This is a genomic window from Coprococcus hominis (ex Arizal et al. 2022) (assembly GCF_040094675.1).
Taxonomy (GTDB): domain Bacteria; phylum Bacillota; class Clostridia; order Lachnospirales; family Lachnospiraceae; genus Coprococcus_C; species Coprococcus_C hominis.
Window position 1 is genome coordinate 153033 of sequence record NZ_JBBNHG010000032.1, and the last position, 13143, is coordinate 166175.

At 45.7% G+C, this 13143-nt stretch carries 12 protein-coding genes and 1 pseudogene; 9 read left to right on the plus strand and 4 right to left on the minus strand.

From position 1 onward, the window contains the following. Window positions 1–20: 20 nt before the first annotated feature. The 3 genes from AAAT93_RS08845 to AAAT93_RS08855 form a co-directional block, all read right to left on the minus strand. Entirely contained in the window at window positions 21–2456 is a 2436-nt protein-coding gene (locus tag AAAT93_RS08845) for an endonuclease MutS2 (RefSeq protein ID WP_118374313.1), read from the minus strand. A gap of 25 nt (window positions 2457–2481) precedes the next feature. Continuing rightward, on the minus strand, window positions 2482–3213 hold the full coding sequence (locus AAAT93_RS08850; RefSeq protein ID WP_118374312.1) for a zinc ribbon domain-containing protein: 732 nt from the start codon (window positions 3211–3213) through the stop codon (window positions 2482–2484). A 131-nt stretch (window positions 3214–3344) separates the two neighbouring features. Continuing rightward, window positions 3345–3587, minus strand: a complete 243-nt coding sequence (locus AAAT93_RS08855) for a helix-turn-helix domain-containing protein (RefSeq protein WP_331682239.1) — start codon at window positions 3585–3587, stop codon at window positions 3345–3347. A gap of 102 nt (window positions 3588–3689) precedes the next feature. Here AAAT93_RS08855 and AAAT93_RS08860 point away from each other — a divergent pair, with 102 nt between their 5' ends. From AAAT93_RS08860 to AAAT93_RS08890, 8 genes and pseudogenes are all read left to right on the plus strand, one after another. Further along, complete coding sequence (locus tag AAAT93_RS08860; protein ID WP_227573120.1) at window positions 3690–4151, plus strand: leucine-rich repeat domain-containing protein; 462 nt, start codon at window positions 3690–3692, stop codon at window positions 4149–4151. After that, window positions 4132–4443 (plus strand): hypothetical protein, encoded by a 312-nt coding sequence (locus AAAT93_RS08865; RefSeq protein ID WP_331682240.1) that lies wholly within the window; start codon window positions 4132–4134, stop codon window positions 4441–4443. The genes AAAT93_RS08860 and AAAT93_RS08865 overlap by 20 nt, the downstream gene beginning before the upstream one ends. A 15-nt stretch (window positions 4444–4458) precedes the next feature. Further along, window positions 4459–4602: pseudogene (locus AAAT93_RS13655) on the plus strand (hypothetical protein); the annotation flags it as partial. A gap of 359 nt (window positions 4603–4961) precedes the next feature. Continuing rightward, a complete protein-coding gene (locus tag AAAT93_RS08870) occupies window positions 4962–5912 on the plus strand; it encodes a 3'-5' exoribonuclease YhaM family protein (RefSeq protein ID WP_021984558.1) in 951 nt (316 codons plus the stop codon). Continuing rightward, window positions 5905–6534 (plus strand): TIGR04100 family radical SAM protein, encoded by a 630-nt coding sequence (locus tag AAAT93_RS08875; RefSeq protein WP_021984559.1) that lies wholly within the window; start codon window positions 5905–5907, stop codon window positions 6532–6534. The genes AAAT93_RS08870 and AAAT93_RS08875 overlap by 8 nt, the downstream gene beginning before the upstream one ends. Before the next feature lie 122 nt (window positions 6535–6656). After that, window positions 6657–7286, plus strand: coding sequence for a hypothetical protein (locus AAAT93_RS08880; protein ID WP_021984560.1), 630 nt, complete (start codon window positions 6657–6659; stop codon window positions 7284–7286). A gap of 91 nt (window positions 7287–7377) precedes the next feature. Next, window positions 7378–8094 (plus strand): lysophospholipid acyltransferase family protein, encoded by a 717-nt coding sequence (locus tag AAAT93_RS08885; protein ID WP_021984561.1) that lies wholly within the window; start codon window positions 7378–7380, stop codon window positions 8092–8094. Between the two features lie 31 nt (window positions 8095–8125). Next, on the plus strand, window positions 8126–10828 hold the full coding sequence (locus AAAT93_RS08890) for a DUF4125 family protein (RefSeq protein WP_021984562.1): 2703 nt from the start codon (window positions 8126–8128) through the stop codon (window positions 10826–10828). 106 nt (window positions 10829–10934) lie between these two features. On the opposite strand, the gene mnmA is transcribed toward AAAT93_RS08890, so the two are convergent. Further along, window positions 10935–12026, minus strand: coding sequence for a tRNA 2-thiouridine(34) synthase MnmA (gene mnmA / locus AAAT93_RS08895; RefSeq protein WP_021984563.1), 1092 nt, complete (start codon window positions 12024–12026; stop codon window positions 10935–10937). 216 nt (window positions 12027–12242) lie between these two features. Between mnmA and AAAT93_RS08900 the strand changes: the two genes are divergently transcribed. Next, complete coding sequence (locus AAAT93_RS08900; RefSeq protein ID WP_021984564.1) at window positions 12243–13139, plus strand: serine O-acetyltransferase; 897 nt, start codon at window positions 12243–12245, stop codon at window positions 13137–13139. The last annotated feature ends 4 nt before the right edge of the window (window positions 13140–13143 follow it).

Sequence of the window (13143 nt, forward strand, 5' to 3'; positions counted from 1 at the left end):
GTTGTATGGTTGTAACTCGTCTACAATTCGACGATGGTAACGCCATATTCGCCCTCACCAAATTCGCCGGAGCGATAGGACTGCACCAGTGGATGTTTCTTTAAATACTGCCAGATGCCTTTGCGCAGGGCACCGGTTCCCTTTCCGTGGATGATCGTGACACGGGAAATGTGTGCCAGAACTGCATCATCCAGATATTTGTCAATCTCAAAGCATGCTTCATCGACTGTTTTCCCCATGACGTTCAGTTCTGGAGAGAATGTCATAGATTTGCTGACGGATGTATGATCTCCGCCTGCATGTTTGCCGCTGTATTTTTGTTTTGTTCCATTTACTGATACGGTACTTTCCGGGATAATCAGCAGGTCGGAAATCGGCAACATAGAATTTAAAATACCCATCTGTACGCCTGCAATGCCTTTGTTGTCTGGCAGTTTTGTGATTGTACCGCGTGTTCCCATGCTGAGTACCTGCACGGTATCCCCGATATGGAAATCAGATGCTTTATGGTTTGAGGTCTGTTTCTTTGTCTCGGATGCACCGGATTTCTCGTAATCTTTGATTTTGCTTCGAAGCTTGCTGCGCTGTTCTTCCATCGTGCGCATGTCGGCCTTGTGTGGATTATTGCGCCATTTGTTGTAATCGCGGATTGTCTGATCCGCCACATCCTTGGCGTCATCGATTATGTCTCTGGCTTCTTCCCTTGCTTTTTTCAGAATCTCGGCTTTCTTCGTATCGAGATTTTCTTCCTTCTTCTGCAAGGATTCCTTCAGAGATTCAATTTCCTGTTTATATGCCTCGATTGCCTTTTCGTCCTCCTGCATGGATCGCTTGCTTGCTTCGAGATCCGCGAGCAGGGTTTCCATGTCGATCGCATCGCTGTCAATCTGATCCTTTGCGGAGTTGATGATATAATCTGGCAGACCAAGCTTGCTTGCGATGGCAAATGCGTTGGATTTACCCGGAATACCGATTGTCAGACGGTAGGTTGGACGCAGAGTTGCCACATCAAATTCGCACGATGCATTTTCTACTCCATCGGTGGAAAGGGCGTATGTTTTCAATTCGCTGTAATGTGTCGTCGCCATGCAGCGGGCACCCATACTTTTCAGATAATTTAAGATGGAAACTGCCAGTGCCGCACCCTCGACCGGATCGGTTCCGCCGCCCGGCTCATCGAATAGGCATAGTGTGTTCGGGGTTGCATGCTGCACGATATAGACAATGTTGCTCATGTGAGAGGAGAACGTTGACAGATTCTGTTCGATGCTCTGCTCGTCACCGATATCTGCGAAGATATCGTCGAAGACAGCCAGGCGGGATTCCTCCATCGCCGGGATGTGCAGACCTGCCTGCCCCATGAGAGAAAACAGTCCGAGTGTCTTTAGGGAAACCGTTTTACCACCGGTATTCGGACCTGTGATAATGAGCAGGTTGTATGTCTCACCAAGCCGGATATCGACTGGCACAACCGTGTGCTTCTCCAGCAATGGATGACGTCCCTGCCGGATATCAATGATACCGTCGGTGTTAAAGATCGGTCTTGTGCTGTTTGTTGCGCGGGCGAATTTCGCCTTTGCAAATATAAAATCCAGATCGGTCAGTAATTCCAGATCGTAGGCGATTTCAGAGACATAAGTAGCTGCCTGCGCACTCAGGCTCTCCAGTATTTTCTCGATTTCTAATAATTCCTCGTTCGCAAGCTCCTTGATCTGGTTGTTCAGATTGACGACTGCCATTGGTTCGATGAAAAGCGTGGAGCCGGTCGAGGACTGATCGTGAATCATACCCGGGAATTTCGAACGGTATTCCTGCTTGACCGGAATACAGTATCTGCCGTTTCGCATGGTAATCAGAGAATCCTGCAACTGGTCACGGTTTGCGTCACTTTTGATGATCTTATCTAACTGCTGGTGCAGCTTGTCGTTGGTGAGACGGATTTCCCGGCGGATGTTCTTCAAACCGGAGCTTGCATCGTCCGCGTATTCATTTTCTGATAAGATACAGCGGTTGATCTCGGATGCGATGTGCTCCAATGGCAGCAGCATGTTAAAACGTTCGGTCAGGGAATCGAAGGTAGTCTGTGAAACAGGCTCCTGATTCCGGCTGGCGAGTGCTTCGGTCAGATCGGAACCGTCGCCGTACTGTTTGGCTGCTTTTGCAACCTGTAAGACGGCTGCGATGTCCAGAAGTTCCTTAGAAGTAAGGGTACCCTGTACCTCCAGCCGTTTGATGGATGCACCGATATCGCATAACCCGGAAAAGCTGATATTTCCATGACGGTTCAGACGGTTCAGTGCATCGTTTGTCTCTTCCTGTAATTTTCGGATCTGTTCGATGTCACGCTGGGGTTTCATGCGGTCCACCCGGCGTTTTGCCATAGGGGAGGTCGCATATTCTGTCACCATAGATAGTATTTTATTAAACTCTAGTATGCGTAAGCTTCGTTTGTTCATGGTTTATTCCTTTTATAAAAGTATGTTAGGCTTGATTAAATGCTTTCTTTGCATTGATATGAAGAACCAAGCCGATAATGGCACCGACAAATGCAACGATACCACCGATCAAAAGCAGATAGAAACCAGCACCATATTGAACCATAGAACCATAATCGGAAAGTTCGCTTTTTGCGCTCATAGTTTCATAAATTGCGAAAATTCCCTGAATCAGGGTCAGGATAATATTCAATGTATTTACCCGCAGCATAGACAATGCAATGATCACGATTGCAGTTATCAAAAAGATGACGCCATCTTCGCCGTCCTTAAATAACGACATTGATTCACTGTATCCAAAAAGGGAAACAGACAGGAACGGAAGAAAGACGGAGATCAGACAGAGCAGGCTTCCGCCCATCACTGCAAAATGTCCGGCATTGAATTTCCGCTTGTACTTAGCACCTGCTGGGGCATAGGCAGCAGAATTTGCATATGGCATCTGGTTGTAATTTGCCTGAGGCTGCTGATACTGTGCCTGATTATAGTTTGCTTGAGGCTGCTGGTATTGTGCCTGATTGAAATTTGCCTGAGGCTGCTGGTATGGTTGCTGATTATAGTTTGCCTGAGGCTGCTGATACTGTGCCTGATTGAAGTTTGTCTCAGGCTGTTGATATTGCATTTGGTTGAAATCTGCCGGCTGGGAGATCGCTGCTCCGCAGGTAGGGCAGGTTGTAGTGCCGTCTGTAAGTGTTGCTCCACATGTTGGACAATTCATAGAATCACGCTCCTTAAAAAATAATATAAAATTAAGATAGCATATATTTAGAAGACTTACAAGAAATCGACTTGGCTTTAGTACATATATTTACTAAAATTAAAGACAGATGGACGATTTAAAACAAGGACTTAGAGTTTATTGCTCAGTCCAAGTATATAATCGGAGGAAACGTGATACAATTTGCACAGGGATAGAAGATGGCGGATTGGCAATTCGTTGGCACCGCGCTCATAGCGAGCGTACATTGTCTGGGATGTGCCAAGATAGTTGGAGACATATTCCTGCGTGTAGTCATGATCCTCTCTTAAATTTTTGATTCGTTCAATATATTTTTTATTATCCATAATTTCACCTTGTTTACACAATAGCATAGTAAAGAAATGTACTATCTCAAATAGTAAATATCTTTACTAATTATTGCGCGCGGGGCGAGAAGAAATCATGTATATGGAGAGCAAAAGAGGAGGAAAAAGATGAGAAGAACAAAGAGATTTGCAGGCTTTGCACTGGCGGCGTGCATGGGCGTGAGTTTACTGGTAAACGTTCCGGCAGGGACGGTGTTGGCGGAAGAACCGACAGAAATGGTAGTTGCAGATATAGCTGAGACGAGTGAAGCAGATTTTGAGTGGGATGGAACGAAGATTATAAAATATAAGGCAAACGGTGCAGATGTCGTAATACCAAGCAGATGTACCGAGATTGGGGATAGGGCATTTCAAAGCAAGACAGCATTGGAAACGGTAGTGATTCCGGATGGTGTAAAGAAAATAGGCGAGTGTGCGTTTGCGGATTGTAGATTATTAAAAAGTATTGTAATACCAGACAGTGTGACAACAATAGGTGATGAGGCATTTTATTATTGCGCTTTATTGGAGTATGCTGTTATACCAGATGGAGTAACAACGATTGGAAAGCGTGACGAAAATAGAGAATAGTGCTTTTTGGGGGTGTGTAAATCTTAAAACTATTCGGGGGTATGCTGTTTCGTACGTAGAGTCTTATGCCAAGGAATATGGCTATATATTTGAAGATGTAGAGGGGAAAATTACTACTTCCTACCGCACCCACGTCCAGTCCTTTGGCTGGCAGAATCCGGTAACGAATGGTGCGATGAGCGGAACAAGCGGAGAAGCAAAGCGACTGGAAGCAATCCAGATCAAGCTTTACGGCGAGATGGCAAACCGCTTTGATGTATATTATCGTGTACATGCACAGTCTTACGGCTAGCTTGGCTGGGCGAAGAACGGAGAAGAATCCGGAACTGCCGGATATGCAAAGCGTCTCGAAGGCATCCAGATTGTTTTGGTACCGAAGGGAAGCGCGGCACCAGCGAACAACTATAAGAATATTCAGTCTGTGAATACAAAAGCTTATATCAAGAAGTAATAATTATGTAATTGAAGAATAAGAATAAAAAATGCGGAAGGTGTACTTCAATAGCAAAGTACGCCTTCCGTTTTTAACATTATTATGAGCATAAATAAAAATATCTTTTCCTTCAAACCCGCATATTTCCTTGCTTTTTCCAAATGTTCCAAACTTACGCTTTACATTTTCAGAAGTTGTATGCTATGGTTTATGATCGGAGGCGGGAGCATGGGAAACTGGTTTGAGAATATGGAGCCAATGAACATACAGGAAGAACGTGTGAAGACGAAGAAGACGGAGGAATCCTCCCTTGCGAAAAGCATATATAAGTGATATAAATAGGAAAGAGTGAAGCGTAGGATGGAGGAAGAAAGAGCATGAATTATATCAAAGAATTGCGTGATGGAGAGATGGTATCGGAAATCTATCTCTGTAAGAATAAAGTGGTAGCAAAGACAAAGGCTGGAAAGACATATTACTCTTTGCAGCTTCAGGATAAGACCGGAACGGTCGATGCAAAGATCTGGGAGCTTTCGAATGCGATTGCGCATTTCGAGCCGATGGACTATATTCGTGTTGACGCACAGGTAACGAGCTTTAACGGAGCATTGCAGTTAAATGTCAAGCGTGTGCGCGTGGCGGATGAAGGCGAATACAATGTGACAGATTATATGCCATGTTCAACGAAAGATATTGATACGATGTATCAGGAATTACTGGGACTGATTCAGGGTGTAAAAAATCAGTATTTACATAAACTATTGGAAATGTTCTTTGTTGAGGACAAGGAATTTGCAGAGAAGTTCAAGAAGCATTCCGCAGCCAAGTCCATTCATCATGGATTTATAGGCGGTCTGCTGGAACATTCTTTATCGGTTGCAAAATTATGTGAATATATTGCAGCGAATTATCCGGTTGTCAATCATGATTTACTTGTGACGGCAGCGATTTGTCACGACATCGGTAAGGTCGATGAGATTTCCGATTTTCCACAGAACGATTACACCGACGAGGGACAGTTAGTCGGACATATTGTGATGGGTACGATGATGATTGCGGATAAGGTGCGTGAGATTCCAGGATTTCCACCGAAGCTTGCAAATGAGCTGAAGCACTGCATCCTGGCACATCACGGGGAACTGGAATATGGTTCACCGAAGAAACCAGCATTGATCGAGGCGATGGCACTCGCACATGCCGATAATATGGATGCGAAGTTGCAGACATTTACCGAGATTATCCGGGAGAATGAAGACAAGACGGAATGGCTTGGATTTAACCGTATGTTTGAAAGTAATGTGAGATTGACAGGTGAGAAGAATGAGTAGTGAAGTAAGAAAAGCAATGACGATATTATATAAAGTGCATAACGGATTGTATGTGAATCTGACAAATCGTTGTCCGTGTGCGTGCACGTTCTGCGAACGACAGACCCGTGATCATGTGTCAGAGGTAAATGATGCGCCTTTGTGGCTGGAACATGAGCCGAGTGTGGAAGAAGTGATTGCAGAGTTTGAGAAAACGGATGTTGCGCCGTATGAAGAAATTGTATTCTGTGGATTTGGTGAGCCGACGGAACGGCTGGATGCACTGCTTGAGATCGCAAAATATCTGAAAGCACATTATGATAAGCCAATCCGTATCAATACAAACGGTCTCGGAGATCTGATCTGGAACGAAGATATCACACCGAAGCTTGCAGGTCTGATCGACACAATCTCTATCAGTCTTAACACACCGGATGCCAAGCGGTATCAGGAGATTGTGCGGAGTAAATTCGGGGACGGTTCCTTTGAGGCGATGCTGAAGTTCGCAAAGGATGCGAAAAGGTATGTGCCGAAGGTGGTATTAAGTACCGTGGAGACGACGATCACGAGAGAAGAAGAGGCAAAATGTCAGGCAATCTGTGACGAACTGGGCGTTACCTATCGGATTCGTCCATTTCATTAATAAATTCGCGGACAGATTGTTAACAATCCATGGTAAATGACCGATAATATAAACAGAGATGGGGGTTCCATCTCCAAAAGCACAAGGAAGTGCGTATGATTCTAAGGAAGGAGCAAAAGAACATGGGAATGACAGTAAATGCAATGGCAGGTATGCAGGCTGCAAGTGAAACCGTTTCTGATTATAGTGTAACTGCAAAGGCTGCGGAGACATCCGAGAAGAAGGCTTCTGCAGAGACAGAGAAAGATGCGGTTTACGAGAAGAGCGCGCAGGAAAGTGCCAAGGCACCATATTCCATCAACAAGATGAGCAAGGAAGACCGCGCAGCTTTGGTAAAGCAGCTCAAAGCGGATCAGGAAAGCAGACAGAACAGTCTTACAAATCTTGTATCCCAGATGCTTGGTAAGCAGGCTGGTATGTATGGAATTGCAAACGGAGACGATTCCATCTGGAAGATCTTTGCAAACGGAAATTTCACTGTGGATGCAGCAACGAAAGCACAGGCACAGGAAGATATCTCCGACGATGGATATTGGGGCGTGAAGCAGACCTCGCAGAGATTGTTTGATTTTGCAAGTGCTCTCGCCGGTGACGATGAGGACAAGATGCGCGAAATGCAGAAAGCAATGGAAAAAGGCTTTAAACAGGCAACTGCTGCATGGGGCAAAGATCTGCCGGATATCAGCAACAAGACATTGGATGCGGCAAATAAGCTGTTTGATGAATATTATAAGTCAAAACAAAGCGAATAAATACATAAAAGGTTTGCTATTTCTAACAATTCAGTGTTACAATAAAAGGGTCTTTGACAAGATCCTTTTATTTTTTTGACGGAGAGAGAAAATGCTACGATTCTGGTATGTGATTATTATCTCTTTGCCATATATTATTTACTATCTGGCGAAGGGAAGTTATATAGAGAAAAATACGGAACGCTATTCCGAGGCAGACCGTTATCGCGTGGCACTTCATGTGATTCATGTCATGAAACGAAATGGCAGGATTCGGACGAGTGTGACTGGCGTGGAGAATCTGCCGGCGGAGGGCGGATATGTGTTATATGCCAATCATCAGGGTAAATACGATGCGCTTGGAATTATGGACGCCCATAAGAAACCTTGTACGGTTATGATGGATGCGAAGCGTTCGAAGATGATTATTGTCGATCAGTTTATTACATTGATCGACGGCTGCCGGATTGATAAGACAGATATCAAAAGTCAGGTAGAGGCGACCCGGAAAGTGACAAAAGAAGTAAAAAAAGGCAGACGGTACATTGTATTTCCAGAGGGCGGGTATTTTCATAACCGGAATGCGATCAAGGAATTCATGCCGGGGGCATTCAAATGTGCAGTGCGTGCAAATTGTCCGATTGTTCCCGTGTTATTGGTAGATTCCTATAAACCATTTGAGATCAATTCTCTGCGGCGTGTAAAGACACAGGTACATTTCCTGCCAGCGATTTATCCGGAAGAGTATGAGGGGCTTACAACGGATCAGATTGCAAAGCTGGTGCGAAACCGCATTGTGGATGCAATGCAGCAAAAAGCGTGTGCATAAGAACATTCGGGGAAAAGAGGAGGTACGACTGATGGATATCAATCAGGTATTGATGGATTATGACAATATGTTTGGAACACATTCTCTGGAAGATATAGAGGAGTTTCTGACGACCAATATTGAAGTGGCGATGGATGAGCGGGATTATGCATCGGCACTTTCTCTGCTGAATGAAATGATGGGGTTATGCAGGGATACGAACCAGAATGCAAAGGGACTTCGGTATTGTGCAGATATTGAAGACATACTTGTAAAGATGGGTATGGAAGGTACGGTAGAATATGCAACGAGCCTGTTAAATGTGGCAAATGCGTATCGTACCTTTGGCTATTATATGAAAGCACAGAATTTGTTTGAACGTGTGGAGGTACTTTACCGGGAGAAGCTTTCTGCGGGAGATTACCGGTTCGCGACACTCTATAATAACTGGGCGTTTGTCTACCAGGGAAGTGGCGAGCTGAAGAAGGCAGAAGAGACATTCCGACGGGCACTTGCGGTCGTAGATCTACAGCAGAATGCATGGATGGAGCAGGCAACGACCCGGTGCAATCTGGCACAGGTATTGCTGCAGCTCGCAGGCGGTGCTGCCATGGGCGCAAATGGACAGCGGGTAGATGGCACAACGGCATCCACCATGTATGAGGAAGCACTGCAATGTCTGGAGCGTGCGCTCCGTATCTTTGAATGGGATGGAAAACGCGATTTCCATTACAGTACGGCACTTGCGATGATGGGCGATGCACTTTGCATGCGTGAAGCGTATGTGCAGGGAGCGGATTATTATATGCAGGCGATGCAGGAAATGGAAAAGCACGTCGGAAAATCGAATGCATATCTGGAAATCGAAGAGCGTTATAAGCAGGCGAAATATTATGCCGAGGAAATGAAGAAGGAAGAGGAAGAAGAACAGACGGCAGTTTTGACTGCGGATATGAAAACAAATCCTTCTGTAAAATATCTGACGAATATTGTGCATATGGGAGAAGTGCAGGCGGAAACAGTGCCGCAGGAAATCGGGACCAAGGAAGCGGCACAGGGACAGTCCGATTATGTGGATACATTATCGGAGGATACGGTTCAGCCAAATGCAGAGAATAACTGGCTGCATATCTGCAAGCGTTTTTATGAATTGCATGGTGCGAAGATGATCCATGAGGAATTTCCGAATTACGAGGCACGGATTGCCGTCGGACTTGTCGGAGAGGGTTCGGAATGCTTTGGCTATGACGATGCCATTTCGCGCGATCATGATTTTGCATTGGGATTCTGTCTGTGGCTTTCAGAGGAGGATTACCGGAGTATCGGAGGTATGCTGCAGAAATCGTATGAGCAGCTTCTGGTTGATTTTGGCGATGAATTCTTACGTGAAAATGGAATTGAAGCACCGACAAACTCGGTCAACAAGGTGCTGTCACATAGAAGAGGTGTTTCCTCTGTGCGCGAGTTCTATGAGAATCTGCTTGGCGTGAAGGTACAGAAAACCGCAGAGGGTGGTTATATTCTCCCGGATAGCTGGCGGCAGATCTCAGAAGAGAAGCTGGCGGCGGCGACCAATGGAATGGTGTTCCGCGATGATGCCGGTGCATTTACAAAGATACGGGAGAGTCTGCTTGAGTATTATCCAACAAAGGTATGGATGATGCGTCTGGCAGAGAAACTGCATGGATTTGCGCAGACAGCGCAGACGAATTATGCACGTATGATGGCAAGACAGGATTATGTGACCGCGAATCTCTGCGTGGCAAAGGGCATGCAGTACACGATGGAGATTATTTATCTGCTGAATCAGAAGTATGCACCTTATTATAAATGGATGCGGAAAGGCATGCAGAGCCTGTCGCTCATTGACAGCGTGGCTCCGATCCTTGACCGGATCGCAGTGATTCCGAATCAGGCAGCTGCGTGGGAAGGACGTACGTATAGCGCGTATGAGACGAATTATAAAGACGAGATTGTGTCCTGCTTTGAGGATATTGCAGAATATCTGTTGATGGAGCTAAAAATGCAGGGCGTAGTGAAAGGGACAGATACATTCCTTGATGTATATGCGCAGGATCTGGTACAGCGTGTGGATCGCGGTGATTTCGGTGCCGTGGAGGATGCCGAGATGGAAGCAAACTACCGCGAGTATGTAAACGATTTGAAGCAGGCGGCAAAAGAAAAGACAACAGAAAAATCAAAATATGACCTCGAAGAAGAGATGGGACTGGCACGTGAATGGAGCAATGAAACGCCATTTGACCGCGAGGAAACGATTGCGGCAATCATAGATGCGGAGTGGAAGTTGTTTGGAAGTACCATCTATCCGGACGACTGGAATACATTCTTCATCATGCGGAAGAGCCGGTATCTGGCTTGGACGAATGATCTGCTTGCAAGCTATCTGCAGGATTGTAAGGCAGGAAATGCATTGCAGGTAGAGCGGAGTGAGAAACGGATTGGCATCGAAGAGGATCTGGTGCAAATCCAGTTAGACTGGTTGCAGAAATTCATCGAGAATTATCCGAAGATGGCAGGTTATGTACGTTTTATCTATACAAATGATGCACAGGAGACGATCGAATCGGCACTGCGCAGAGACATTGCTGCCTATGGAGACCGGACGTTTATCCTGTTTGGCAAATTTGTGACCGATATCGCACAGGCAGGCGGCAACCTGACGTACGACATCATGAATTATATGGCATGCCTGTATGGATATGGCGGAGTTGAAGATGCAGAACGTCAATTATAATTCCAATATAGGACTATCAAGTATAATGAAATAGAAAAGAACTCGTAAACAAACATGCTTGCGTGTGCATGTAATTGTTACGAGTTCTTTTTATGCAGAAAATAGTTTAATATAGTTTTTCTGTCTCACAGATCGTGCCGCCGCCGACTACAATATCACCATCATATAAAACAACGGCCTGCCCTTTCGTGATTGCACGCTGTGGTTCATTGAAAATGACTTCAATCTTTCCATCCGGGAGTGGATTGACAGTCGCTGGTGCTTCCGTATGACGATAGCGTACCTTCGCAGTGACACGGATCGGGGTATCGATATGGCCGATTGAGATGAGATTCACATCATCTGCGACAAGGCGTTTTGAGAAGAGATCTTCATTTCGACCAAGGACAACCTGATTTTTCTCGATGTCAACATCCATGACATACATCGGTTCTTTCAGTGCCAGTCCAAGTCCTTTACGCTGACCGATCGTGTAGCGGATGATTCCCTTGTGGCGTCCTAAGACATTGCCGTGGACATCAACGAAATCGCCCTCCGGGTAAGTCTTGCACGCATGCTGTTCGATGAACTTCGCATAATTTCCATCCGGCACAAAGCAGATGTCCTGACTGTCGTGCTTTTTCGCATTGACAAAACCATGTGCTTCCGCGATGGCACGCGTCTCGCTTTTCGGCATGCCGCCGAGTGGAAACTGTGTGTGCGCAAGCTGATCCTGTGTCAGGGAATAGAGCACATAGCTCTGATCCTTGCTTGCGTCGACTGCTTTCTTCAAGAGATAGCGCCCGGTTGTTTCATCCTGTACAATCTGCGCATAATGTCCGGTGACAACGTAATCCATTCCAAGCTCCTGTGCCCGTTGGTACAGATATTCGAATTTCAAATAGCGGTTACAGTCGATGCAGGGATTCGGTGTGATGCCACATTCGTAGCAATGCACGAACTTGTCCATGACCTGTTCCTTGAAATGTTCCTTGAAGTTCATGACGTAGTGATCCATGCCCATTGAATGTGCCACAGCACGGGCATCCTCCACGTCGTCTAAGGAACAGCAGGTGTGTTCCTTGTTGATGACGATGTCATCGTTTTGATATAATTTCATGGTGGCACCGATGCATTCGTAGCCCTGCTCCTTCATCAAAAAGGCCGCCACGCTGCTGTCGACACCGCCGCTCATAGCGATCAATGCTTTCTTATTCATAGTTCCTCCGAAAAATTCCTTGGACTTTTTTGTTTTATAATAGTATAGTATAAATATTGAAAATATAAATAGTCATTGCACATCCGCGCAATTTTTCTATATCATAATATAGTATGAACAGAATTGCAATATATGTGTCCGGTATAAAATGCAGACCGGCATATGCATCTGAGGGTGTGAGGTGGTTATGATTTGAATAGATATTGGAGGCAGGTCATGGGAACAATTGTAAATAAAACCATTCAGGAGGCAACCGCGCGCCTGAAGGAAAACTACGAAGCACAGAAGATTTTTGATATGTCACTCGGCGATTGTGTACCGAACCGGGACGCAATCATTTCGATCATAGAAGGGCTGCGCACGGTCACATTTCCGGGATTTTTCGGCTCTGAAAATATGGCATATGTTTCCAAGGATAATTTCGCGGGAAGCACGCTGGCAATCCTCTATGAACGGCTGTTTAAGCAGGTGCGTGTCGCCTTGAAGTTCGATAACAAGGAGCTTGCCGATGCAGAGATCCGGGCGAAAGCGGAGGAGTATACATCAACATTTATCGCGAAGATCCCGGACATTCAGGCGATGATCTTAAAGGATGTGGATGCGGAGTTTAACGGTGATCCGGCGGCGAAGGACCACCAGGATATCATCCTTTCCTATCCGGGGATTTTCACGATTTTTGTATATCGGTATGCACATGTCCTGTATGAGTTAAATGTACCTTATATTCCGCGTATCATGACGGAATATGCACACGGACTGACCGGAATCGACATTAATCCGGGTGCGACGATCGGCGAATATTTCTGTATCGATCATGGTACGGGAATCGTCATCGGCGAGACGACGACGATCGGCGATCATGTGAAGATCTATCAGGGCGTAACGCTTGGAGCACTCTCCACACGGAAGGGACAGCTGCTTTCCGGTGTGAAGCGTCATCCGACGATCGAGAATAATGTTGTGATTTATGCGAATACTACTATCTTAGGTGGCGAGACTGTGATCGGTGAGAATTCTGTTGTAGCCGGAAACTCTTTTGTCACGACATCCATCCCGGCGAATACGAAGGTCGCTTCGATGCAGCCGGAGCTGGAAATAAAAGAACAGAAGTAGGGAT